General features: G+C 47.4%; 25 protein-coding genes and 2 tRNA genes. 10 read left to right on the top strand and 17 right to left on the bottom strand.

Annotated elements, in window-relative coordinates; genetic code table 11:
- Positions 1-34: 34 nt before the first annotated feature.
- The 7 genes from D7D25_RS01560 to D7D25_RS01530 form a co-directional block, all read right to left on the bottom strand.
- Entirely contained in the window at positions 35-745 is a 711-nt protein-coding gene (locus D7D25_RS01560) for an HU family DNA-binding protein (protein ID WP_122967194.1), read from the bottom strand.
- Between the two features lie 57 nt (positions 746-802).
- Positions 803-2101, bottom strand: coding sequence for a 30S ribosomal protein S12 methylthiotransferase RimO (rimO, locus tag D7D25_RS01555; protein ID WP_122967193.1), 1299 nt, complete (start codon positions 2099-2101; stop codon positions 803-805).
- 15 nt (positions 2102-2116) lie between these two features.
- Positions 2117-3070, bottom strand: coding sequence for a signal recognition particle-docking protein FtsY (gene ftsY / locus D7D25_RS01550; protein ID WP_122967192.1), 954 nt, complete (start codon positions 3068-3070; stop codon positions 2117-2119).
- 217 nt (positions 3071-3287) lie between these two features.
- A complete protein-coding gene (locus D7D25_RS01545; protein WP_019539519.1) occupies positions 3288-3449 on the bottom strand; it encodes a DUF4295 domain-containing protein in 162 nt (53 codons plus the stop codon).
- Positions 3450-3462: 13 nt separating this feature from the next.
- Positions 3463-3651, bottom strand: a complete 189-nt coding sequence (gene rpmG / locus D7D25_RS01540) for a 50S ribosomal protein L33 (RefSeq protein ID WP_019539518.1) — start codon at positions 3649-3651, stop codon at positions 3463-3465.
- 19 nt (positions 3652-3670) lie between these two features.
- A complete protein-coding gene (gene rpmB / locus D7D25_RS01535; RefSeq protein ID WP_122967191.1) occupies positions 3671-3910 on the bottom strand; it encodes a 50S ribosomal protein L28 in 240 nt (79 codons plus the stop codon).
- 219 nt (positions 3911-4129) lie between these two features.
- On the bottom strand, positions 4130-4672 hold the full coding sequence (locus D7D25_RS01530) for a hypothetical protein (RefSeq protein ID WP_122967190.1): 543 nt from the start codon (positions 4670-4672) through the stop codon (positions 4130-4132).
- A gap of 243 nt (positions 4673-4915) precedes the next feature.
- On the opposite strand from D7D25_RS01530, the gene D7D25_RS01525 reads away from it, so the two are divergent.
- The 5 genes from D7D25_RS01525 to D7D25_RS01505 all read left to right on the top strand — a co-directional run bounded on the left by D7D25_RS01525 (position 4916) and on the right by D7D25_RS01505 (position 7909).
- A complete protein-coding gene (locus D7D25_RS01525; RefSeq protein WP_122967362.1) occupies positions 4916-5620 on the top strand; it encodes a tol-pal system YbgF family protein in 705 nt (234 codons plus the stop codon).
- 6 nt (positions 5621-5626) lie between these two features.
- Entirely contained in the window at positions 5627-6118 is a 492-nt protein-coding gene (gene ribH / locus D7D25_RS01520) for a 6,7-dimethyl-8-ribityllumazine synthase (RefSeq protein WP_122967189.1), read from the top strand.
- Between the two features lie 25 nt (positions 6119-6143).
- A tRNA-Tyr gene (locus D7D25_RS01515) sits at positions 6144-6226 on the top strand.
- Between the two features lie 88 nt (positions 6227-6314).
- A tRNA-Gly gene (locus D7D25_RS01510) sits at positions 6315-6387 on the top strand.
- Between the two features lie 238 nt (positions 6388-6625).
- Complete coding sequence (locus D7D25_RS01505) at positions 6626-7909, top strand: MATE family efflux transporter (RefSeq protein WP_255417147.1); 1284 nt, start codon at positions 6626-6628, stop codon at positions 7907-7909.
- Between the two features lie 6 nt (positions 7910-7915).
- Here the strand turns inward: D7D25_RS01505 and D7D25_RS01500 are convergent, their stop codons facing one another.
- The 9 genes from D7D25_RS01500 to D7D25_RS01460 form a co-directional block, all read right to left on the bottom strand.
- On the bottom strand, positions 7916-9124 hold the full coding sequence (locus D7D25_RS01500; RefSeq protein ID WP_122967187.1) for an alanine dehydrogenase: 1209 nt from the start codon (positions 9122-9124) through the stop codon (positions 7916-7918).
- Positions 9121-9660, bottom strand: coding sequence for a shikimate kinase (locus tag D7D25_RS01495; RefSeq protein WP_122967186.1), 540 nt, complete (start codon positions 9658-9660; stop codon positions 9121-9123). Before D7D25_RS01495 ends, D7D25_RS01500 begins: the two co-directional genes overlap by 4 nt.
- Before the next feature lie 29 nt (positions 9661-9689).
- Entirely contained in the window at positions 9690-11120 is a 1431-nt protein-coding gene (gene cls / locus D7D25_RS01490; RefSeq protein WP_122967185.1) for a cardiolipin synthase, read from the bottom strand.
- Positions 11117-12079 (bottom strand): ribosome small subunit-dependent GTPase A, encoded by a 963-nt coding sequence (rsgA, locus tag D7D25_RS01485; protein ID WP_122967184.1) that lies wholly within the window; start codon positions 12077-12079, stop codon positions 11117-11119. Before rsgA ends, cls begins: the two co-directional genes overlap by 4 nt.
- A complete protein-coding gene (gene frr / locus D7D25_RS01480) occupies positions 12079-12636 on the bottom strand; it encodes a ribosome recycling factor (RefSeq protein WP_122967183.1) in 558 nt (185 codons plus the stop codon). Before frr ends, rsgA begins: the two co-directional genes overlap by 1 nt.
- 137 nt (positions 12637-12773) lie before the next feature.
- Positions 12774-13481, bottom strand: a complete 708-nt coding sequence (gene pyrH, locus D7D25_RS01475) for a UMP kinase (protein WP_122967182.1) — start codon at positions 13479-13481, stop codon at positions 12774-12776.
- Between the two features lie 69 nt (positions 13482-13550).
- Positions 13551-14306: a biotin--[acetyl-CoA-carboxylase] ligase gene (locus D7D25_RS01470; RefSeq protein ID WP_122967181.1), complete on the bottom strand. Its 756-nt coding sequence runs from the start codon at positions 14304-14306 to the stop codon at positions 13551-13553.
- Between the two features lie 159 nt (positions 14307-14465).
- Complete coding sequence (locus D7D25_RS01465; RefSeq protein ID WP_122967361.1) at positions 14466-14849, bottom strand: MmcQ/YjbR family DNA-binding protein; 384 nt, start codon at positions 14847-14849, stop codon at positions 14466-14468.
- Between the two features lie 67 nt (positions 14850-14916).
- A complete protein-coding gene (locus D7D25_RS01460) occupies positions 14917-15279 on the bottom strand; it encodes a YraN family protein (protein WP_122967180.1) in 363 nt (120 codons plus the stop codon).
- A gap of 168 nt (positions 15280-15447) precedes the next feature.
- On the opposite strand from D7D25_RS01460, the gene D7D25_RS17815 reads away from it, so the two are divergent.
- Both D7D25_RS17815 and D7D25_RS01455 read left to right on the top strand, forming a co-directional pair.
- A complete protein-coding gene (locus D7D25_RS17815) occupies positions 15448-15672 on the top strand; it encodes a hypothetical protein (RefSeq protein ID WP_148038821.1) in 225 nt (74 codons plus the stop codon).
- Between the two features lie 141 nt (positions 15673-15813).
- Positions 15814-16251, top strand: coding sequence for a nucleoside deaminase (locus D7D25_RS01455; protein WP_122967360.1), 438 nt, complete (start codon positions 15814-15816; stop codon positions 16249-16251).
- Positions 16252-16492: 241 nt separating this feature from the next.
- Here D7D25_RS01455 and D7D25_RS01450 read toward each other — a convergent pair whose 3' ends face one another.
- Entirely contained in the window at positions 16493-17866 is a 1374-nt protein-coding gene (locus D7D25_RS01450) for a Gfo/Idh/MocA family protein (protein WP_122967179.1), read from the bottom strand.
- 487 nt (positions 17867-18353) lie between these two features.
- On the opposite strand from D7D25_RS01450, the gene metG reads away from it, so the two are divergent.
- The 3 genes from metG (at position 18354) to D7D25_RS01435 (ending at position 23725) form a co-directional block, all read left to right on the top strand.
- Positions 18354-20396, top strand: a complete 2043-nt coding sequence (metG, locus tag D7D25_RS01445) for a methionine--tRNA ligase (protein ID WP_122967178.1) — start codon at positions 18354-18356, stop codon at positions 20394-20396.
- 114 nt (positions 20397-20510) lie between these two features.
- A complete protein-coding gene (locus D7D25_RS01440) occupies positions 20511-21044 on the top strand; it encodes a hypothetical protein (protein WP_122967177.1) in 534 nt (177 codons plus the stop codon).
- A 170-nt stretch (positions 21045-21214) separates the two neighbouring features.
- Entirely contained in the window at positions 21215-23725 is a 2511-nt protein-coding gene (locus D7D25_RS01435; protein WP_122967176.1) for a YfhO family protein, read from the top strand.
- Positions 23726-23871: the final 146 nt, after the last annotated feature.

The raw sequence follows: 23871 nt of genomic DNA, 5'->3' as shown, positions 1-23871 counted from the left end.
GGGATTTTGCTTTGGCTACCGATTGGGGGGCGCCTTACCTGTCCTTATTCCCCTTTGAAAAAAAAAGTGATGCCACTACAATGGCTATCCCTCCCGCAATCGGGATCCAGACAGATGATGTTCTTTTATTGTTTCTCAATCCTCGATGGGAGCGGTATCGGGGAGGAGACTGCTCCGGACTTTTATCCGGTTCGGTAACTTCAACTGAAGCGATCCTTCTTTGGGATTCGTTCGGAACTACAGGAGTCTCAACTTCAAGTTCAGGATGAGAAATTTCCCCAGGCAAAACATTTTGTTCTTCCCGCGAAAGCGACGACTCCGGGATTTTATCGTCTGTTTCCTGTTCCCCGACAACTATTTCGAGAATTCCGGGAAACTCTACACCCTCATTCAATGGTGTGGGTTCGAACTGGGAGAAAGAGCTGTTCACTTCATCATATAATGTTTCATCCGGCGTAAAACCGGCATAGAACAATGTGTTTTCTCCGTTTTCGTGAAAGAAGGCTTCAAAAACGATCTCAACGGCGGGAGGCATCAAATGCCGTTCTTTGGTTTCCGGATTCACCAGGATATATTCCGGCTGAATGTCGGTTTTCAAACTGCCAAAATCATCGAGGATCACAGGATTGTTCATCTTCAATTCTGTGCTCACCACCTCCAGTATCGTTTCAATGACGCCGGATATCTTTTCTTCCGGCCATTCAAGCCGTCTCGCCACTTCAGCAATAAAATCTTCATGAGTCATATCAACCAAGGTATTGTGTAATCAAATTTCCAGATTCAAAATTCAACTATTCGAAAATCAAACACTCACCGTTCCCATCAAGTCGAAAGGCATGGCAGCATTGATTTTCACATGGCAGAACCGGCCAATCTCCAATACTCTCGACTTATCGATCAACACCTCCCCATCCACTTCCGGCGAGTCAAATTCGGTTCGACCGACGTAATACTCGGGATCTTCCCGGTCGACGATCACTTTCAGGGTCTCCCCCACTTTCGCTTCATTCACCGACAGGGCGATCCCCTCCTGCAGTTGCATCAGCTTGTGCATCCTTTCCTGTTTCACCTCCGCAGGCACGTCATCGGAATAATGCCTGTAACTATGCGTATCTTCCTCGTGCGAATAGGGAAAAGCGCCAAGCCGTTCGAACCGGGTCTTTTCGACGAATTCAAGTAGTTCCAGGTAATCCTGTTCGGTTTCTCCGGGATGTCCCACCATCATGGTAGTACGCAGATGGATACCCGGCACTTCTTCACGAAAACGTTGAATCAGCTCAATCGTCTGTTGCCTGGTAATATTGCGTCGCATGGTTTTCAGCATATGGTCGCTGATATGCTGTAGGGCAATGTCAAGATAGTTGCACACATTGTCGCGTTCGCGTATCACCCGTAACAGGTCGGTTGGAAAATGAGTGGGATAGGCATAATGAAGACGGATCCATTCCACGCCTTCCATATCTGAGACACGTTCTACCAGTTCGGGCAATTTCATCTGTCGGTACAGGTCAAGGCCGTAATAGGTTAAATCCTGCGCGATAAACTGGAATTCTTTCACTCCTTTGCCCACGAATCGCCGGATCTCTTCCTCGACCTCTTCGATGGGGCGAGACCTGTATTTTCCGGTGATCAACGGGATGGAGCAGTATGCACAGGTCCTGTCGCATCCTTCCGCTATTTTCACATAGGCATAATGGGACGGAGTCGACAATGACCGGTCGAACTCCCACTCCTTATAATAGGATTTACCCAGATCAGTAATAAGGCTTTTCCAGTCGAATTTACCGTAAAACCCGTCCACTTCGGGTATCTCTTCCAACAATTCTTCCCTGTAGCGTTCCGAAAGGCAACCCATCACGAACAGTTTTTTGAGTTTGTTCCGTTTTTTGGCTTCGGCAAAAGAAAGGATCATATTGATCGATTCCTCTTTCGCATCGCCGATAAATCCACAGGTATTGATCACGGCAATATCGCCGCGAGGTGTTTCAGGATCATGTTCCACAGTATACCCGTTGGCAATGAGTTGCCTCATCAGCAATTCCGAATCGACAAGATTCTTTGAACAACCCAGCGTAACGACATCTATCTTGTTATTCACCATATATTCTCCTATTCATCACTCACCAAACAGGGAATCCACAAATTCGCGCCTGCGGAACACTTGCAGATCCTCTATTCCTTCACCCAGGCCAATATACTTTACCGGTATCCTGAACTGGTCGGAGATACCGATCACCACCCCCCCCTTGGCAGTTCCGTCGAGTTTGGTGATGGCAAGAGCGGTCACTTCTGTCGCCGCTGTAAACTGCTTGGCCTGTTCAAAAGCGTTTTGTCCGGTAGAGCCGTCAAGGACGAGAAGTACTTCATCGGGAGCCCCGGGAACGATCTTCCCCATCACATTTTTTATCTTGGTCAGCTCGTTCATCAGGTTAACCTTGTTATGCAGGCGGCCGGCGGTATCTATGATTACCACATCGGCATCATGCGCTTTGGCCGAGCTGACCGCGTCAAAGGCCACAGAAGCGGGATCGGAACCCATTTTTTGCTTGATCACCGGCACACCTACCCGTTCACCCCAGATGCCGAGTTGTTCTACCGCGGCCGCACGGAACGTATCGGCCGCTCCCAGATAAACAGCGTATCCTTTTTGCTTGAACTGATAAGCGAGTTTTCCGATGGTGGTTGTTTTTCCCACGCCATTCACACCCACCACCATGATCACATAAGGCTTTTTCCCTGTGGGAAGGGTGAATTCCGACAGGTCGTCGCTGTTATTTTCGGTCAGGAGCAGGGCTATCTCATCACGGAGCATAGCGGTCAACTCATCTGTCCCCACATATTTATCCCGGGCTACACGCGCTTCAATACGCTCGATAATTTTGAGGGTAGTATCCACACCCACATCGGAGCTAACCAGTATCTCCTCCAGGTTGTCGAGCAGATCATCATCGACCTTCGACTTACCGGCCACGGCACGAGTGATCTTCGAAAAAAAGCTCTCCTTTGTCTTCTCGAGACCTTTATCCAGTGTCTCTTTTTTCCCTTTTGTGAATTTATCAAAAAAGCCCATAGAACAATTATTATGATACCTTTGATTTTTGCATCTGTGCGGAATGGCAGGCAACCCGCACAATCTGCAAAGCTACGAAATAGTCAATAAAAAACTTCCCCGCGTTTGAGCACAGGGAAGCTTTTATATATTTTTAACCAAATCTTTTCAGCCGCTCCCACAACAAATAAACTCATCTACTTGGGCGAGCAGAGTAAAAAGTCTGAATGGAACAGATTTATTTTGAAAAATAATCTTTCACCTGGTCGTTCAGGATCATCTCTTCTTTAAAACTGTACGCGCCGGTCTTGGGCGATTTTACCATTTTGATCACTTTGGTATGACTACGCCCGGTAGTTGTATTTTTGTCACGGAATCCCGCCACTGCTTTCTTTGCCATAGTCTATCTTGTTTTACTTGATTTCTTTATGAACAGTCATTCGTTTAAGGATGGGATTGTATTTTTTCAATTCCAACCGCTCTGTGGTATTCTTTCTGTTCTTTGTAGTGATATATCTCGAAGTGCCAGGCATACCGCTTTCCTTATGCTCAGTGCATTCGAGGATCACTTGTATCCTGTTTCCCTTTACTTTTTTTGCCATTGCTGCTTCCTCCCTGTCGTTAAGCGTTTAAATATCCATTTGCAGCGGCTTTTTTCAAGGCTGCATCCAAACCGATCTTATTGATGGTGCGCAAACCGGATGCCGATATATTGAGGCTGATCCAGCAATCTTCTTCCACCCAATAGAATTTTTTTCTGAACAAGTTGACTTTGAACTTACGTTTCGTTTTCCGGTTGGAGTGGGAAACGTTGTTGCCAACCATTGCTCTTTTTCCTGTTATTTGACAAATCTTAGACATTACTATATACTGTGTTTACTTTATTAATCACCAACATTTATATCCATGGATCACACCCACAGCACTTCACCGAAACCCCATTTTCCGGTAAATCAGGGCGCAAAATTAATCATATAATTTCGAATTACCAAAGTTTTCCGCAAATTAATTTGCACTTGCTATTGGAATCTACCCGGCGATAAATCGATCACGTCCAATTGTATGACTGCAGGGATTTTATTAAAACAGCCCCGACACCTCTTTATATAAACTATTCAGAAACGAGAGGGTAGCCTTTCGCGTGCTGTTTCTTATTTGCCCCTCTTCACCGGGAGCACCCACTGCCTGGTCGGTAATGGTCTGTTCAGCAGTGATGGTCTTAGGAAAAGAAGATGTCCCCTGCTTTGGCGCACTTTGATAGGTGATATCTCTTACCACCAATACGCACCCGGCATTGGCTACGGAGAGGTCGAACCGGTAATTCATCACAGTATTCCCCGGCACGCCCGTCAGCTCGGTTTTCGCACTTACCGTCGCGGATTGGTTTTTATCATCAAAACGAACACTCGACACCAATGGACTGCCGCTATACTTATCTTTCACCCATTTTTGCAGGGTGGCATATTTCTGATTAGCCGAAAGTCCCTGATCGGTGAGAATAAACTGTTCAAAAACCACCTTGCCGTTCACCACCGGAACAGTATTAAAACCGCCATCCACCTGTCCCTCCATCCGCGACAGGCCCATCATGAACAGACTTACAATCAATATATATTTCTTCATATCAAATTCTTTTTAAGAGTCAAGAAAAACCTAATGTGGCAATTTGCCCATTGAATGACCAATTATCGCATCCACCATTACCCCTTTTCCACCTTTCCATCTTCATCAGACTACAAACCTACGAAAAAGATTAAAGCAACCGCTCATTTTTGTAAAAAACAGGTGCTGAAATTTTATTTATCACTTAAAAAACTGTACTTTTGCATCTCGAAAAATAAAAACGTAACATTTTTTCAAAGAAATATGTCTGCTAAAAAAACAAAAGAGTCGAAAGCCGAAAAGAATTTCGAAAATATCGGGGAGGCACTTACTACTTCCGAACAATTTCTCGAAAAAAATCAGAAAATCATTGTCACAGGATTGCTGATTGTAATTGCCCTTGTAGGTGCTTTTCTCGCCTATCACTATTTACTCAAAACACCCCGCACCGAGAAAGCACAAGCCGCCCTCTTTAAAGGAGAACGCTATTTTCAGAATGGAGACGATTCACTGGCTCTCTTCGGGAACGGCAACGATTACATAGGATTTGAATCCATCATAGATCGTTATAAAGGGACCAAAACGGCCGATCTTGCGCGCGCCTATGCAGGCATCTCTTACAGCCGGATGGGCAATAATGAGAAAGCACTTGAACACCTGAAAAAATTCAAAGGAGGAGATTTGCTGATCACTCCGGCCGTCACCGGTGCCATAGGCGACGTATATATGAACATGGGTCAGACAGATCAAGCTATAAATAACTTTCTCAAGGCAGCCAAAGACGCCAACAACGAAATGCTCAGCCCCATCTATTATAAAAAGGCTGGCGAAGCATATTTGAGCAAAGCCGACTACGACAAGGCAATTGAGATTTTCACACAGGTCAAGGAGACCTATCTCAACTCTCCGGAATCGCGTGAGGCGGACAAGTTTATCCAGCAGGCTCTTTTTCTGAAAGAAAATAACTAAGCAGTCATGGCAACAGCATTGAGTAATCTCTCGTCATACGATCCGACGGCGGTTCCCGAGGGGAAAGGAAAACGGGTAGGCATTGTGGTATCCGACTGGAATTCGTCTGTCACCCATAGTTTGCTGAAGGGGGCAACCAATACATTGCTGAAGTTCGGTGTGTCGGCCGATGACATAATCATTGAACATGTGCCCGGTAGTTTTGAACTGACCTACGCCACCAAGGTGATGATCGAGAAAGCGGAGATTGACAGCGTTATCATGCTGGGGTGTGTCATTCAGGGGGAAACACCACACTTCACATTTGTCTGTGACAGTGTGACAGAAGGCGCCACTCATCTCAACCTCAGGTACGATGTGCCGGTAATTTTCGGGCTACTGACAACTCTCACGCTCGACCAGGCGCAAGCCCGGGCCGGCGGCAGGCACGGTAATAAAGGCGACGAAGCGGCCATCACCGCGTTAAAAATGATGGAACTTCAAACAAGATACAAATAAATATTGTATCTTTGCATTCCCAAAAGGGCAGTTACCAGAGTGGCCAAATGGGGCTGACTGTAACTCAGCTGGCTTACGCCTTCGGTGGTTCGAATCCATCACTGCCCACCCGAGTTTGATGTGATGATGGGATAATTGGATGATGAGTTGGTTTCATCCACAAATCCACCCATCAGGAAATCATCAAATCAATGTTGCGGAAGTAGCTCAGTTGATAGAGCATTAGCCTTCCAAGCTGAGGGTCGCGGGTTTGAGTCCCGTCTTCCGCTCCGAAGAGGAGAGGGGAATTTATTCCGGCACACCGGAGAATCTCCTCTTTCTCTTATCTAAAAGCGGAGCCTAAGAGAGTGAACCACAAAAGAAATTTGAGGGAGTAACATCACAGGTTACTTCCTTTTTTAATAAAGAGGGTTGCCGGTGGAATCTCAATCTTTTCAAACATCTGCAGTGCGCGATCTTACCCGGGGAGGCATTTTCCGGCAGTTGCTCACGTTAGCCCTCCCGTTGATGGCGATGAGTTTTATCCAGATGGCCTACAATCTGGTGGATATCGTCTGGATAGGACGGCTGGGCAGCAAGTCGGTCGCAGCCGTGGGTGCCGTGGGGATGCTTATGTGGATGATGAACTCGGTCGCGCTTACTTCCAAGGTGGCTGCCGAAATCTCTATCGGACAGTCCATCGGCGCCCGGCGGTTAGACCAAGCGTCACTCTATGCTTCGCATACTACCACCATCGCCATACTGTTAGGGTTTCTCTTCGGTTTATTTTTCCTTCTTTTTCCCCACCCATATATATCATTTTACAAACTGGAACAGGAGATAGGAGTGGAAGCGACCGGATATCTGCAGATCATCTCCCTGGGGATTCCTGTCATGTTCCTGATTCTCAACTTCTCCGGCATCTATATCGGTTCCGGGCGGAGTGATATCCCTTTTTATTTCAACGCTACCGGCCTTGTTTTAAATATCGCGCTGGATCCGCTTCTGATCTTCGGGGCGGGGCCTATTCCCGCTATGGGAGTAAAAGGCGCGGCACTGGCTACCATCGTGTCTCAGAGCGTGGTACTCCTCTTGTTCGTCCGGCACCTGAAAAAGAAGAACGGATTGCTGGGAAAATTCCCATTCCTGATCCGCCCACGCAGAAGGTACACGCTCAATATCCTGAAGCTGGGACTGCCGGTGGCCGCCATGAATACCTATTTCGCATTTATCAATATGAATCTGGCCCGCATCGCATCGCTATACGGGGGGCATCTGGGTATCACCAGCCAGACCACCGGGGGACAGATCGAGGGGATCACCTGGAACACCTCCACCGGCTTTTCCACCGCCCTCGGCAGCTTTGTGGCGCAGAATTTCGCCGCGCACAAGATACACCGTGCCAACAGGGCTTTCCGTCACACTTTGATGATGATGGGAGCATTGGGAATTGCAGTAACCCTGGCATTTGTGTTATACGGAGAAGGGATCTTCTCGGTTTTCGTGCCCGAAAAAGCGGCATACGAAGCCGGGGGCGAGTATCTGTTGATCATAGGGATCTCCCAGGTTTTCATGATGCTGGAGATCACCACCCAAGGCATGTTCAACGGCTTGGGCAGGACTACCCCACCCGCCATCATCAGCATTGTGTTCAACACATTGCGTATACCGATTGCCTTGATATTGGGCACCCGCATGGGGGTGACCGGCGTATGGTGGGCGCTGACCATCACTTCCCTATTCAAAGGGATCATCCTGTTCACCTGGTATCTGATACTGCAGAAAAGGTTTCGGCCATCCTGTAGTGAATGAAATATTTCAATACCCCGGCAAAAACAGTCCGATATCGGTTACGGGAATATTGAAGTGGTTGCCTACATAACTGTTGACCATTTTTCCGGCATAAAGATAGAAACCGCCGGCAAATCCGCGGTCGAACCGGGCAAAATGGTCGATCCCGCCACAGTCGGCCATGGCGGAAAACATCGACACGAAGATATTGCTCAAGGCGATGGAAGCGGTACGGGCCACACGCGAACTAAGACTCATCTCACAGAAATGCAACACGCCGAATTTCTCAAAAACAGCGGGATGACCGGGCAGGCAGGCTTCCATGGTGGTTTCGAAGCATCCTCCCTGTGCCATCCGCACATCGATGATCACAGCCCCCTGCTTCATCTCCCTGATCAGGTCATTGGAAATGCGGTAAAAATGGGTTTTATTGATATACTGCATGGCACCGATCACCACATCGGCAGAACGAAACACGTTCCTCAACACATTGGGCTGGAGCGTGGAAGTAAACACCAAATTGCCCAGCTCATGACGAATAGTGCGCAGCTTCATGATGTCGTTGTCGAACACCTTTACCGATGCTCCCATGCCCAACGCCGCGCGGGCAGCCATAGTACCTGCCACACCTGCGCCGATAACGACTACCTCGGAAGGCGATATGCCGGGGACACCTCCCAGTAAAATGCCTTTTCCACCGTGGGCATTGCTCAAGAGTTCCGCCGCCAGAGTAATGGAATAAGTACCTTCGATCTCGGATATGGATGTCACAAAGGGTGAGATGCCCGTATTGTCGTACAAAAGTTCATAAGCCAACGCGTTGATCTTCTTCTCAGACATCAACTCCAACAAAGAAAGGGATAACTTATGGATATGGAGAAACGAAAAAACAGTAGCACGCGGCCGCATCATAATCACCTCTTCCATTGTAGGAGGCAATATCTTCAGGATCAGGTCGGCCTGAAAAACCTCTTCACGAGTCTCGACTATCTGCGCACCCGATTCGGCATAATAGCTGTCGGTATAATTGATGGTCATCCCCGCCCCGGCTTCAAGCAGCACCCTGTAGCCCGATTCCACCAGCAATGACACGGTTTCCGGTGTCAACGGCACCCGTTTTTCATGTTTCCGGTCTTCCCGGGGAATCCCGATCACCAGAGACGTTCTCTGCTTTTCCACCTTTTGCAGCAATTCACGCACGACAAACGAAGTGCTTCTGTGGGAATCGTACATCATTCCGCGTTCCTCCTTTCTAATTGTTCTTTAATTCCATGCACCGTCAAATGGACCTCCTCTTTTGTGATCATGCGGTCTATAGGGTAAACGATTTGCGCTTTCCGGTAATGACATTCCCTGCGGGCCAAATGCTCCGTAATAAAAGGAATAAGCTCTTCCCTCGACTTTCCGGCAATGAGTGGCCGCACGGTTTTCGACACCAGCAGATGATTGGCAAGATCTTCGGGGTGAGCCTCAAGATAAATGGTGAGACCGGCACGATTCATTATCTCCATATTATCGAAAAAACAGGGTGTTCCTCCTCCCGTGGAAATCACCACATCTTCAAACTCAGCGACCTCCCGGAGCGACTGGTTCTCTATCTTTCGGAAACCCGCTTCTCCTTTTTCCGCAAAAAGAGCCGGAACAGTCTTTCGATACTTGTTCTCGATATAGGCATCGAGATCGACAAACGAGAGTGAAAATAACCTGGCCAGACGCTTCCCTATGGTGGTTTTGCCGGAACCCATATAACCTATAATAAAAATCCGTTCCATATAATCTTCAATTTAACTCCTGACGCCCGTCACATCAAAGGGGCGAAAAGCCGCATCAACGACTCCACAAAGCGCTTCGAAACAGGACGTTTAGACCATTCCCTCATAGAGACCAGCTCTGAAAAGCGCTGGTCTTCCACAAAAATACTGTCTGCCCGCATCCCTAATTTTTTATCATAGATAAAAGCCTCTACTTCAAAATTCTGCTCGAAGCTGCGCGAGTCGAAATTGGCTGATCCGACCAAAGTAAGTGAACCGTCGAACACCATCATCTTGGAATGCAGGAATCCTTTGTGATACATATATACTTTCACTCCGGCCCTCAACATATCCCTGATATAGGAGTTGGAAGCCTTCTGCACCAGTGGCACATCCGATCGTTTCGACATCATCACCCTCACATCGACCCCCCTGATAGCGGCGGCCTGCAACGCGTCCGCCATGGCCTCGGGGGGCAGGAAATAGGGGGTCTGGATAAAGATCGATTCACGGGCATCATAAATAGCCTGCATAATCCCGTGCGAGATCTCGTTCACTCCACTCAGAGGGCCGCTGTTCACTATCTGCATGGGGCACCCCCCATCATTTCCCAGTATGGGAAAATAGTCGCGTGAGGTGATCAGCGTTTGTGACACAAAATACCAATCGATCAGAAAGACCGACTGCAATCCCTGTACTCCCTTGCCTTCGATCCGGGCATGGGTATCGCGCCAGCAGCCCCAGTGAAACCCTTTCAGGTAACGGTCGGCAATGTTCATTCCCCCCACATAACCTATCCGCCCGTCGATAACCACTATCTTACGGTGTGTCCGGTAATTGAGCCTCGAAGTAAACGCCGAGAGATTCAACTTTAAAAAAGGCTCGGTTTCGATTCCCGCTTTTCGGAAATCTTCAAAAAACTTCTTCTTTACTTTCCGTGATCCGAAACTGTCGTAGATGACCCGTATCTCCACTCCTTCCCTGGCCTTACTGATAAGCGCTTGCTGGAGTCTCAAACCCAGTTCGTCATCGAGCAACACGTAATACTCTATATGGATATGTTTTTCCGCCTTCTCGATATCGGCAAAAAGATGTTGGAATTTTTCCTCGCCGCAGGTGAACAGCTTCACATCATTTCCTCCCAATAAAGGAGTATAATCCATGTTTTGCAGCAGATTGATGAGGTTGGCATACCCTTCGGGGAAAGTGTGTTCCACCACAGTCTCCATCCCGTCGAGCGGACGCTTTTTCAGTTTGCTGTACATCCGTCTGGAAATCACTTGTTTTTTTGTGGCATCCTGTCCGAAGAAGGCGTACCAGATAATACCGATGAAGGGCAGGAAAACCACGGCCAGTATCCATGCCACGGTTTTGATGGGATTCCTGTTTTCCGAAATCACCACCACTACGATACTTGCCACGGTGAGCAGGTAAAGTATCTCAATGATGATAAGCAGTGCGTTATTCAGCTGTATAGTCATAACCGATATTTTCCTTCCTCGATGTCTTCCAGTATATTCAGGTATGAGTTATAGCGGCTTTCACTGATATGATGATTTTCCACCGCTTCCAATACAGCACATCCCGGTTCATTGAGATGCAGACAGTTGTTATATTTGCAGTTTTTCGAGATTTTGAATATCTCAGGGAAATAGTGTGACACCTCGGCCCGGATCATATCGATTGTGCCGAATCCTTTGATACCCGGAGTATCGATCAGGAACCCTCCGTGCTTCCATTCGATCATCTCAGAGAAAGTAGTGGTATGCGTCCCTTTATGATGGTAAAGGGATATCTCTCTCACTTGCTGTGCCTGATCTCCCACTAACAGATTGACGATACTCGATTTTCCCACTCCCGAGTGTCCCGCCAGTAAAACAATTTTCCCTTCGGCAAGCGCCTCTAACCGCTCTTTCCCTTCGCCGGTCACTGTCGAGATTTTCAAACACCGGTAACCGATCGAAGAATAAAGGTGTATCAATGCGTCCAGGTATTCATTTTCCTGGTCATCATACAAATCAATCTTATTGAAAATAAGACAAACAGGCACCGAATAGGCTTCGGCAGTGGTCAGGAAACGATCGATAAAGACGGTTGTCGTTTCAGGATAACTCACTGTGATGCAAAGAAATGCCAGATCTATATTGGCTGCCAATATATGTGCGTGTTTGGACAGATTGGAGGCTTTGCGGACGATATAATTCCTCCGTTCGGCTATATCGGTGATAAAAGCGGTGCCGTCGGGATTCAGTGTCATGAAGACCCGGTCGCCCACCACAATAGGACTTGTGCTCCTGATCCCTTTGAGTCTCAAGTTTCCTTTTGCTATGCCAATGATATCGTTGCCGTGATCATCACGCACCAAATAGGCATTCCCGGTATTCCTCACGACCAGTCCCTGCAACCCTGTCCCATTGCTTTCCTCACCTCTTTTTGCCATTAAACGGTAAGTATCTCCTTCTCTTTTTCAGCGAACATCTCATCCACTTTCTTGATATATTTATCATGAAGTTTCTGTAATTCGTTCTCGCCGTCTTTTCCTATATCCTCAGCCAAACCTTCTTTGACAGCCTTCTTCACTTCATCGATCCCCTCACGGCGCGCATTGCGGATACTGATCTTTGCCTCCTCCGCCTCTTGCTTGGTTTGCTTTACCAGTTGCCGGCGACGTTCTTCCGTAAGTGGCGGTATGCCTAAACGGATCACCTCACCGTTATTTTCGGGTGTGATACCCACGTCAGAGTCCTGAATGGCTTTTTCCACTACTTTCAACATCGCTTTTTCCCAGGGCTGCACCATAATGGTCTTTGCATCGGGGGTGGTCACCGTTGCCACATTCGACAACGGGACAAGACTACCATAATATTCCACACGTATACCATCCAGAATACGGGCATTGGCACGGCCTGCACGAATACGTGAGAATGTCTCATCCAGGAATTCGATGGTCATCTGCATCTTCTCTTCGGCTTCTTTTCTGATTGTCGTTGTTTCCATATGTATCTTTCAATAAATTTAGTTGACTTCAAGTTTTGGGCAAAAATAGTGAAAAAATTCTAATCATCTCCTATTTTCAGCAGATACATAGCCTGACAAACAGGAAACAGCGTTATTGGCACTGTCCAAGCGCCGGACTAGACATGCACCAACGTCCCGATATCTTCGCCTTCAATCACTTTTTTCAGGTTACCGTAACTGTCCATATCGAACACGACAATAGGAAGGTTATTCTCCTTACACAGGGTGGTAGCGGTCAGGTCCATTACTTTAAGGCCACGGCTGTAGACTTCATCGAAAGTGATTGTCTGGAATTTGGTAGCGGAAGGATCTTTCTCCGGATCAGCCGTATAGACACCGTCGACCCGCGTACCCTTGAACATGGCGTCGGCCTCGATCTCAATTCCCCGAAGCGCGGAAGCAGTATCGGTGGTAAAGAAAGGGTTTCCGGTACCGGCCGCAAGGATCGCGATCTCCCCTCTTTCCAACGATTCAATGGCTTTCCATTTGGAATAAAGTTCACCTACCGGTTCCATACGGACTGAGGTGAAAACACGGTTTCTCTGTCCCACAGCGATGAGCGCCGAACTTAGCGCGAGACTGTTGATCACGGTAGCCAACATCCCCATCTGGTCACCCTTTACCCGGTCGAACCCTTTGGTAGCGCCACTCAAGCCCCGGAAAATATTCCCTCCGCCAATCACGACCCCTATTTGTACCCCTGTCTGTGCCACCTCATGTATCTGTTCGGCATATTCCTGTAGACGTCTTTCATCAATCCCGTACTGTTTATCCCCCATCAGCGACTCTCCGCTGAGCTTGAGTAAAATCCTGTTAAATTGCATATTTATATTAATATTAAAGAACTGGGAACTTAGAACTGAGAACTTAGAACTTAGAACTGGGAACCACCTTCATTCATCCACAAAAGCAACCTCTTTGAACGCGTAGGTACGCACCTCGTCGGTATCCATTGTTTTCAGCACCAGATGACCGGAGGGAAGCACTTCATCGATCTCGGCCATAAAGCGTCCGTTTTTATCTTCATACCAATAATAACCCTTCGCGCGGTAGAGATCGAGCATATACTCGTCTTCAATAGCCTTGATGTCACCTTTCTGAAAATCACGATAGAGTAAAAAAAACTCCCTCTGAAAAATGTCGAGGATATAGTCCCTATCTTGTATTGAGCCGGTAATCTGCCGGAGAGAAACAGGATTAGGGAGATCAGGCGGAAACAGTTTCTCGTTAACATTGACACCGATCCCAATCACAGAATTTGTGATATGTTTCTCTTCTATATCGTTCTCTATCAGTATCCCTGCGATTTTCCGCTCTTTCCAGTAGATGTCGTTCGGCCATTTGATACGAATATCGTCCGCAAACCGGTCGAGCGTATTTTTGACAGCCAATGATGCTATACGGGAAATAATGAACTGTTCATTGGCCCGTACATCCCGGGGATAAATAAGGAGGCTGAACAGCAGATTTTCGCCTTTCGACGAAAACCAGGAATTCCCCATCTGTCCCCGTCCCACGGTCTGAAAATCGGCTATAACCATTGAACCCTCTTCCAACTGTTCCTCCCTGAGGAGTTGCTTTAAATAGAGGTTTGTCGATTCCGTCGCTTCTACCCGGATTATCCGTCGCTCTTTACTTAATTGTTCCATAAATATTCACAATAGTTAAATATTTTGAGTCGTCTTCGCTCCTTAATTTTCAGTTCCGCATGGAGCAAATCAAAATTATTTGCCCTGCTCTCACTTGACGAGATAACGCTCCACAGAGTAAAAACTTGTTTTTCCTCTCTGTTCGCTTATCGAGAACATTCAAGCAAGCTTGTCTTCTGCCCGTATTGCATAACCAAAATATTGCTGTCGCTGTTTTTTGGGCAATTTCTTTATAACCTCCTCCACAGAATGATCGATCCATTCCTTGAGTTCATCATCGGGCATATCCCCGTCTAAATAAATAGTATTCCAATAGGTTTTGTTCATATGATAGGCCCCTTCCACGCATACATACTTTTCTCGCAATACAATGGCTTTTCCCGGGTCGCATTTGAGACTGACACTGAACCTGTCCGCATCCGTGGGTATCAACGCGAACATCTTCCCCATCACCTTCATCACAATGGTTTCCTCATCAAAGGGAGTAGTTGCCTCCGCTCCCCGAATGGACTGACAATAATCAAAAAGTTCCTCGATATTCATATCCCGTTGGATTGCCGTTTTAAAATTAAAACTGTTCTGCCTTACTATAACCTTCCAAAGCCATGTTTCACAAAAAGGGCAAAAACGCATCTTCAATATGTTCCAGTTCGAAAAACGTTTCATTTCCTATTACGGCAACAATATCGAAGCGGGCCGGTTTATCGATATGGTGTATTTTCAGATAATGACTGGCAGCCCGTATCATACGTCGCATGCGCTGTTCAGTGACGGCATCGACCGGATCGCCCCACTGAGCCGAAGTGCGGGTTTTCACCTCCACAAACACGATAAATCCTTCATGTTCCGATACTATATCAATTTCGTAACCGGAGAAAGACCAGTTTCGCGCCACAATATGGTGTCCCTTCTTTTTAAGACAGGCTATCGCCGCTTCCTCGCCCTTCCTTCCCAACTCATTGTGTTCGGCCATCTCTTTTTTGACAATACAACTGATAAACTTCGTAAAAATACAAATTTACACCGTAAACTCTTCTTTTTGGCGAAAATATTTTGTTTTTTTGCATCTGCAAAGGAAAAGCGGATATTTTTTGTTGAGTCTCTCCGTTTTCTATGAAGCAGAAATTTCAATGGCTATTTGATGAGAACAAAGCAATACAAACCGCAGGGCAAGACAAAGCCTCGCACGAAAAAGGCCGTATTCATGCTCAGCGATGAGGAATACAGCCTGATCCATTTTTATCTGAAGAAGTACAAGATCACCAACCGTTCCCGGTGGTTTCGCGAAACTGTTCTCAACCATGTGCTGAAAAATATGGAGCAGGATTATCCCACGCTGTTCGAAGAGAATGAAATGAGGAGATGAATTTCGATGGGATGATTTGGTAATGTGACGATTTGTTGATTTCAGATTCAAGATTTTTGCTTCTCGAACCCTTAATTGATAATTGGTAACTGATAATTAATAATTGGTAATTGGTAATTGGTAATTGGTAATTTCAAACTGATGCTGGACGATCAATATTTTATGCAGCAAGCCTTGCGGGAAGCGCACCGGGCTTTCGAAAACGAAGAGGTTCCCGTAGGTGCGATAGTCGTGGCGAACGACCGCATCATTACCCGCGCACATAATCTGACAGAAACGTTGAATGATGTAACAGCTCATGCCGAGATGCAGGCAATTACTGCCGCCGCCAATGTGTTGGGAGGAAAGTACCTGACCGATTGTACCCTCTATGTGACGGTGGAGCCGTGTCCGATGTGCGCCGGCGCGCTGCGATGGGCGCAGATATCACGTATAGTGTATGGAGCGTCGGATGAAAAACGGGGTTACTCACAGATTTCCCCTTACCTGCTCCATCCCAGAACAACCGTCACTTCCGGTATTCTGGCCGATGATTGTGCCGATCTGATGAAACTTTTTTTCGCCCGTTTCAGGAAATAACAGGAAATAACTCAAAGACTAATCCTGGCAACAGACTTTTACCGCTTCTCCGCGCTGTTGTTCCGAAACCGAGACCGATAGCCGACTGTCAATATTTGCTAATGCTGGGGTTGCGTCCACCGAATGGGTATATAAGTCCTACAATATCTTCATACTTTAAAAAAACCGCTCCAAAAGTGATTATACTTTGGGAGCGGTTTTTTTAATTTGACCGACCTGACCCATATAGCCCAAGAAATGATTAAACTTTCGGTAATTTCCAGGGAGCGCGGTAATGGGCTTTGATTAACCTGTTGGCTTCGTCGTTGCCCGTAAATTTCCCGGCTTTGTCATCCCAGTTGAGTGCAGTTCCCACCCGACAGGAGATATTGGCCATGTGGCTCAGGGTAGCCACTTCCGCGCCGATGGCGATATCGGCATTGGGTAACTCACGCGTGCGCATACAGTCAAGCATATTGCCCGCATGGAGGTAAAGGCCTTTGCCCGTACCGGTTCTTTTTTCCACGGCTTCCATCCGGAGGGTGTTGGGTTTCCTCTCATCATCGCAGGGGTAACAATAAGGGAATGTACGGCTATTGATAGCCTGCTCGGGGACTACTTCCCATCCCTGACGGGTAAGTATCAGCGTACCATTTTCACCGAAAAAGGCAACTCCTTCCCGCAGGCCGAACAACCCCGCGCCTATTCCGCAAGCATGGTCCCAGATGATATTGAAATCGGGATATTTATAAGTCACCATCAGCGTGTCGGGTGTTTCCATCGCATCATCGGGATAACCATACTTTCCTCCGGCACCATAGACATACGAAGGTAATCCCACACGCATGCCTTTCATCGCGTAATCGAGCAGATGTACCCCCCAATCGGCCATCAAGCCGCCGGCATAATCCCAGAAGAAACGAAAATTATAATGGAATCTGTTCTGGTTAAATGTGCGCTTGGGTGCCGGACCCAACCACATGTCGTAATCCACACCGGCCGGTGGCGCCGAATCGGGAACTACCGGCAATGTCCACTTGCTGGTCTGATAGGCCCATACTTTTACAGTTCTGATTCGCCCCAATTCTCCGCGATGCACATATGCAGCCGCTTCGTCCCAGTGTGGATCGCTGCGTTGCCACTGTCCCACCTGCACGATACGGTTATACTTCCGCGCAGCTTTTACCATCAGGTCGCACTCCTCGATAGTATTAGCCAGGGGCTTTTCCACATACACATCCTTGCCTGCTTCGCAAGCGGCAATTAACTGGAGACAGTGCCAATGGTCGGGGGTTCCGATGATCACCATATCCACATCTTTGTTATCGATTACCCTTCGCCAGTCCTTCACCAACTGTGGCGGTTTTTTACCCGTCAACTTCTCTAAATCGGCTGCCCGTTGATAGAGCCACTCATCATCCACGTCGCACATGGAGATACACTCCACTCCGGGATACTGAAGAAAAGCTTTCAGATTACTCCACCCCTGATTGCGGCAGCCAATCAGGCCCACTTTGATTTTATTGCCGGCGGCGGACTGACCGAAAACAGAAGAATAGGATCTTCCCATCAACGGCGCCAGGCTTAACCCTGTGGCTGAAATGGCGGATTTCTTTAAAAAATTTCGTCTGTCCATGATAAAGTATCATTTAAAATTCATATTTGCTCTGTTTCCATATATCTTGTCTGTTTCGATCCGTACAAACTATCCGTCGGACAATTATGGGTTGCCATCATGTTCACGTCAACACCTCAGGACTGCAATAGAAAAGAAAGAACACAAAAAGTAAAAGCAAAGATAATAAAGTTTATATAAACAGGGCGCGGGAATCTTTTTTAAGTGAATGTTGAGTCTGCTCCGAAAACCTCAAAAACCGATCCCGCGGGCTTGTAATCCATTGATAATCAATCGCCGTTTTGAGGGAAATTTGGGTAAAAAAGACTTTTCGGAGGGGACTCACTGTTTGATTTTTTAAATGAATAACTCTATTTGCAAACTGTTCATCGTTTGGCTTATCACTCAGCTTTCACTATATTTGCAGGCTCTAATGAAAGGGGTGTTTGTCTATGTGAAAACGTTGTTTCGAAGCATCAGCACACAGTCCGTAATTTGAAATTCGAATATGTCAAAACAATTTAAACGCACGCTCATTACCTCGGCACTGCCGTATGCGAACGGTCCGGTACATATCGGACATCTGGCCGGGGTGTATGTCCCCGCCGATATCTATGCCCGGTACTTGCGCCTGAAAGGGGAAGAGGTACTTTTTATCGGCGGTTCCGACGAACATGGAATTCCTATCACCATCAAGGCCCGCAACGAGGGAGTCACTCCCCAGGATATCGTAGATCGCTACCATAGGCTGATCAAAAAATCGTTCGAGGAGTTTGGCATTACATTCGACATCTATTCACGCACCACCTCGGATATCCACAAGAAAACAGCATCCGATTTTTTTCGTGCCTTGTACGACAAGGGTGAATTCTCCGAGCAGGAGAGTGAGCAATATTACGATGAAGAGGCCGGACAGTTTCTCGCCGACCGTTATATCACCGGCACCTGTCCCCACTGCGGTAATCCAAAAGCCTACGGCGACCAGTGCGAACAGTGCGGCACTTCACTCAGTCCCTCTGACCTGATCGACCCGAAATCAACGCTTAGCGGCAGCCAGCCTGTGATGCGAAAGACCAAACATTGGTACCTGCCCCTGGATAAACATGAAGCATGGCTGCGCCAATGGATTCTCGAGGATCATAAGGAATGGAAGACAAACGTGTACGGCCAGTGCAAATCGTGGCTCGACTTAGGATTACAACCGCGAGCCGTGAGCCGCGACCTTGACTGGGGCGTGCCGGTCCCGGTGGAAGGTGCCCAGGGAAAAGTGCTGTATGTATGGTTTGACGCTCCCATCGGATATATCTCCAACACCAAAGAATTGTTGCCCGACACCTGGGAGAAATGGTGGAAAGATGAAGAGACCAAACTGGTGCATTTCATCGGCAAAGACAATATTGTGTTCCACTGCATTGTCTTCCCCGCCATGCTGAAAGCGGAAGGCTCTTTCATTCTGCCGGAAAACGTGCCGGCCAACGAGTTCCTCAACCTGGAAAATGACAAAATCTCCACCTCACGCAACTGGGCGGTATGGTTGCATGAGTATCTGGAAGAGTTCCCCGGCAAACAGGATGTCCTCCGCTACCTGCTCACGGCCAACGCCCCGGAAACCAAAGACAACGATTTCACCTGGAAAGATTTTCAGGCACGTAACAATAATGAACTGGTAGCCGTGCTGGGTAACTTTGTAAACCGCGCATTGGTACTTACACAGAAGTATTTCGACAATAGAGTGCCCGTACCGGGAGAACTGACCGAATATGATCGTGAAACGATTGCCGAAGCCGGAAAGGTAAAGGCCGCTGTTGAGCACAATCTCGATAATTTCCATTTCAGGGAAGCACAAAAAGAAGCGATGAATCTCGCTCGCCTTGGGAATAAATACCTGGCGGACTCTGAACCGTGGAAGATAGCCAAAACCGACATGAAACGGACGGCCACCATCCTCAATATCGCGCTGCAGATCACGGCCAACCTCGCCATTGTCTTTGAACCGTTCCTCCCTTTCTCATCGGCAAAGATCAAGACATTTATCAACACCGAAAATCTGGAATGGAATGATTTAGGCAACTTCAATCTCCTTCCGGAAGGACACCCTTTGGGAAATTCCGCATTGCTGTTTGAAAAAATGGAAGATGAGGTAATTGAAAAACAGGTTCAGAAGTTGCTCGACACAAAGAAAGCCAACGAGGCGGGTGAGCACAAGACGCATCCAATAAAAGAAACCATCCAGTTCGACATGTTTGAAAAGCTGGATATCCGTGTGGGCACGGTGCTGGAATGTGAAAAAGTGCCCAAGACAGATAAACTTCTCCGGTTCCTTCTCGACGATGGGCTGAAGAAACGGACGATCCTCTCCGGTATTGCCGCCTACTACCCCAATCCTGAAGAATTGATCGGTAAACAGGTGTGTTTCATTGCCAATCTCGAACCAAGAAAAATGAGAGGCCTGCTCTCCGAGGGGATGATCCTTTCGGCTGAAAAATCTGACGGAAGTCTCGCCTTAGTCGCTCCCACGAGAGATGTGCAACCGGGTAGCCAGGTGGTGTGATTTTGATTATTTTAACTGAGTATTTGGTTATTTTAATGATGACCAGGTAACTTTTTTGCTCTATTTGCATCTTCATAAAAGATAGGGTGCTTTTTAAAAATAAAATAATCAAATATGAAACATCTATTTACTCTTGCTATCGCGTTGCTGGTCAGCTTTACTGCTTTTTCCCAAAAGACACATCGGGTGATGGGATGGAAAGTATCGAGAGATCTTCCACGGAATGAAATAAAGTTAAACCTGCCAACCACCATTTTCTCTTCTTTCCCCGAGATTTCTTATGAGCGTATCTTAAGCGCCGATTTCAGCCTGGGAGGATCGTTGGGCGCGGCATTGGATCAGGGAAGATATCCTGTGGACTTTGCAGTGATTCCTTATGTCCGTTGGTTCTTCGGAGGAAATGCGAAGAACCTGCAAAAATATGGAGCTGGTTTTTTCATTGAAGCGAATGGGGCTATAGTGTCGACAAATGAGCGTTTCTATGATATGAGATCCGAAGTGCTGGCCGGATTCGGGCTGGCCATAGGATGGAAATACCTCTCACAGAACAACTGGGTGGGAGAACTTTATGTGGGTGGTGTACGGTATTCCGACACCGACTATGTGGGTTATCCCCGGCTTGGCATTTCCATAGGAAAGCGTTTTTAAAAACAGTTTTAATATCCATGCAAGAGGGGGCCTAAAAAGGTTCCCTCTTTTTTGTCGGCCATATCCCGCTTGATCCCCGCATCTTCCAAAAGAATTGACCAAAAACAACGCTTTCACGGAATAATCTGTTAAATTTGCGGTTCAAACAGTAAACTGCAACGGTTAATCCTATGAAACAATCTTTCAATTTCAAGAAAATATTGCCCGATACAATCGTGATCGCAGGATTCATCCTGGTCTCATTCATCTATTTCGCATCGCCCGTGACAGAGGGACGTGTAATAGCACAAAGCGACTCCTTGGCTGCCATCGGGCAGGGAAAGGAACAACGCGATTACATGGAACGCCACGATGGGAAACGTACAAGGTGGAACCTCTCCATGTTCAGCGGAATGCCTTCCTATCAGATGAGTCCCACTTACGACTCCTCCAAGCCGCAGGATGCGGTCAAAAAAGCCTATTCTCTTTTCCTGCCGAATTATGTCGGCCTGGTATTTATTATGCTGCTCGGGTTTTACATCCTGATGCGGGCCTTGAAAGCATCTCCTCTGGTTAGTGCATTGGGCGCCGTTATATGGGCCTTTTCATCCTATTTCTTTATCCTTATCGCGGCAGGACATATCTGGAAATTCGTCACCCTTGCCTATATCCCGCCTACCATAGCTGGAATGATCTATATCTACCGGAAGAGATATCTTCAGGGCGGACTGGTCTTCATGCTCTTCGTCGCCTTCCAGATATCGTCAAACCACCCGCAAATGACCTACTACTTTTTGTTTGTCATGCTTTTTATAGCGGCTGCTTTTTTTATAGAAGCCATTCAAAAAAAAGAGTTGCCCGGTTTCTTGAGATCGACAGCGGTGCTGCTTGCAGCGGGGATCATCGGCGTGGCGGCCAACGGAAGTAACCTTTACCACACTTACGAATATTCGAAAGAAACCATGCGGGGTAAATCAGAATTAGCCCATCATGGAGAAGAGAATAAAACCGGCAATGGGCTGGAACGTGATTATATCACCGCCTGGAGCTATGGTATAGGCGAAACATGGACATTGCTGGTACCTAATACCAAAGGTGGAACTTCCGCCGCTAGAATTGCCGAAAATGAAAAGGCAATGAGTAAAGCGCGCCCGGAATATCAACCACTCTATCAACAGATCGGACAGTACTGGGGGGAACAACCCTTTACAGCAGGACCGGTCTATGTGGGCGCCTTTGTGTTGGCGCTCTTCGTATGGGGGCTTTTCATTGTGAAAGGGCCATTGAAATGGGCCCTGTTGGCCGGGACCCTCTTCTCTATCCTGCTCTCCTGGGGAAAGAATTTCATGGGATTGACCGATTTTTTTATTGATTGGGTACCAATGTACAATAAATTCCGGGCAGTCTCCTCCATCCTTGTGGTGGCCGAATTCTGTATTCCGCTGCTGGCCGTACTGGCAGTGAAGGAACTGGTTCAAAAGCCGGAAATGCTGAAAAACAATATGAAACAACTCTATATCAGCCTTGGGGTAACCGGTGGAATGGCTTTATTGTTTGCCGTCGCGCCAAAACTCTTCTTCTCTTCCTTTATCTCCGGACAGGAAATGCAGGCATTACAATCACTGCCACCCGCGCATATCCAAGCGGTGATCGCCAACCTGACCGACATGCGTGTGGCCATCTTTACGGCGGATGCCTGGCGCAGCTTTTTTATTGTTGCCATCGGAGGAGTTCTTGTTTGGCTGTTCATCCATAAAAAGTTAAAAGCAGAATGGACGGTAGCAGCCATTTTACTGCTTTGTTTAGTGGATATGTGGGGGGTGAACAAACGCTACTTGAAAGATAGTGATTTCGTGCCGGAAAGCAACCAACAACAACTATTTGCCCCATCACCTGCCGACCAGTATATCCTGCAGGATACCACCCAATATTACCGTGTGTTGAATATGGCAACCAGTACCTTTGACGACGGCGTCACACCCTACCACCATAAAGTGATCGGGGGGTATCATGCCGCAAAACTGCGTCGTTACCAGGATCTGATAGACATACATCTCAGATCCGAAATGATGGCTTTACAACAAGGAATTATCCAGGCACAAGGCGAAATGGATTCATTGAATGCCGACAGGTTCAAAGTGTTGAATATGCTGAATGCGAAATGGGTCATTATGCCCGCACAGGATGGCACCGCTGTTCCTCTGGAGAATCCGTATGCCATGGGGAACGCGTGGTTTGTGGATGGTATACGTTTTGTGGAGAACGCCGATGAAGAAATCGACGCATTGGGAGCCATCGACCTCCGGAAAGAGGCAGTAGCCGATAAAAAATATGAGCCAATCCTCGCCGGCTTCCGACCCACGCCGGCCGACTCGGCGTCAACCATTCAACTCACCGACTACGACTCAGATTATGTGACCTATGCTGTAGATGCAAAAAAAGATGAACTGGCTTTGTTCTCAGAAATTTATTATCCCAAGGGATGGCAGATCACTATCGACGGACAGCCGGCAGAGATGCTGCGGGCCAACTACACCCTGCGGGCACTCCCTATTCCGGCGGGACAACACACAGTCGAATTCCGTTTCGATCCGAAAAGCATCAAGGTGACAGACAGCATCGCCTACGCGGCGCTGCTCATCATGTTGCTCACGGCTCTCCTCCTCGCGTATAATACAGTAAAACGTAAAAATCAACAATAATTTTTCGGCTATTCATCCATGATATTGATGGAAGAGGAACGGATAAGGACAACGTCATCACCGGAAAATAGCGTGAACTGAACGCAAAAGAGACCATTTTTGCTCCCGAAGGTCAAGCCCAATGAACAAATAACCTGTGTGGTGGT

Origin of the sequence: Proteiniphilum sp. X52 (assembly GCF_003712195.1) — a bacterium.
Taxonomy (GTDB): Bacteria; Bacteroidota; Bacteroidia; order Bacteroidales; family Dysgonomonadaceae; genus Proteiniphilum.
This window is presented reverse-complemented; position numbering and strand designations above follow the sequence as displayed.

Coding starts and splice junctions, on each gene's coding strand:
- D7D25_RS01560 (WP_122967194.1), bottom strand. CDS start 745: ATGACTCATGAAGATTTTATTGCTGAAGTGGCGAGACGGCTTGAATGG.
- rimO (WP_122967193.1), bottom strand. CDS start 2,101: ATGGTGAATAACAAGATAGATGTCGTTACGCTGGGTTGTTCAAAGAAT.
- ftsY (WP_122967192.1), bottom strand. CDS start 3,070: ATGGGCTTTTTTGATAAATTCACAAAAGGGAAAAAAGAGACACTGGAT.
- D7D25_RS01545 (WP_019539519.1), bottom strand. CDS start 3,449: ATGGCAAAGAAAGCAGTGGCGGGATTCCGTGACAAAAATACAACTACC.
- rpmG (WP_019539518.1), bottom strand. CDS start 3,651: ATGGCAAAAAAAGTAAAGGGAAACAGGATACAAGTGATCCTCGAATGC.
- rpmB (WP_122967191.1), bottom strand. CDS start 3,910: ATGTCTAAGATTTGTCAAATAACAGGAAAAAGAGCAATGGTTGGCAAC.
- D7D25_RS01530 (WP_122967190.1), bottom strand. CDS start 4,672: ATGAAGAAATATATATTGATTGTAAGTCTGTTCATGATGGGCCTGTCG.
- D7D25_RS01525 (WP_122967362.1), top strand. CDS start 4,916: ATGTCTGCTAAAAAAACAAAAGAGTCGAAAGCCGAAAAGAATTTCGAA.
- ribH (WP_122967189.1), top strand. CDS start 5,627: ATGGCAACAGCATTGAGTAATCTCTCGTCATACGATCCGACGGCGGTT.
- D7D25_RS01505 (WP_255417147.1), top strand. CDS start 6,626: ATGGCGATGAGTTTTATCCAGATGGCCTACAATCTGGTGGATATCGTC.
- D7D25_RS01500 (WP_122967187.1), bottom strand. CDS start 9,124: ATGATGTACGATTCCCACAGAAGCACTTCGTTTGTCGTGCGTGAATTG.
- D7D25_RS01495 (WP_122967186.1), bottom strand. CDS start 9,660: ATGGAACGGATTTTTATTATAGGTTATATGGGTTCCGGCAAAACCACC.
- cls (WP_122967185.1), bottom strand. CDS start 11,120: ATGACTATACAGCTGAATAACGCACTGCTTATCATCATTGAGATACTT.
- rsgA (WP_122967184.1), bottom strand. CDS start 12,079: ATGGCAAAAAGAGGTGAGGAAAGCAATGGGACAGGGTTGCAGGGACTG.
- frr (WP_122967183.1), bottom strand. CDS start 12,636: ATGGAAACAACGACAATCAGAAAAGAAGCCGAAGAGAAGATGCAGATG.
- pyrH (WP_122967182.1), bottom strand. CDS start 13,481: ATGCAATTTAACAGGATTTTACTCAAGCTCAGCGGAGAGTCGCTGATG.
- D7D25_RS01470 (WP_122967181.1), bottom strand. CDS start 14,306: ATGGAACAATTAAGTAAAGAGCGACGGATAATCCGGGTAGAAGCGACG.
- D7D25_RS01465 (WP_122967361.1), bottom strand. CDS start 14,849: ATGAATATCGAGGAACTTTTTGATTATTGTCAGTCCATTCGGGGAGCG.
- D7D25_RS01460 (WP_122967180.1), bottom strand. CDS start 15,279: ATGGCCGAACACAATGAGTTGGGAAGGAAGGGCGAGGAAGCGGCGATA.
- D7D25_RS17815 (WP_148038821.1), top strand. CDS start 15,448: ATGAGAACAAAGCAATACAAACCGCAGGGCAAGACAAAGCCTCGCACG.
- D7D25_RS01455 (WP_122967360.1), top strand. CDS start 15,814: ATGCTGGACGATCAATATTTTATGCAGCAAGCCTTGCGGGAAGCGCAC.
- D7D25_RS01450 (WP_122967179.1), bottom strand. CDS start 17,866: ATGGACAGACGAAATTTTTTAAAGAAATCCGCCATTTCAGCCACAGGG.
- metG (WP_122967178.1), top strand. CDS start 18,354: ATGTCAAAACAATTTAAACGCACGCTCATTACCTCGGCACTGCCGTAT.
- D7D25_RS01440 (WP_122967177.1), top strand. CDS start 20,511: ATGAAACATCTATTTACTCTTGCTATCGCGTTGCTGGTCAGCTTTACT.
- D7D25_RS01435 (WP_122967176.1), top strand. CDS start 21,215: ATGAAACAATCTTTCAATTTCAAGAAAATATTGCCCGATACAATCGTG.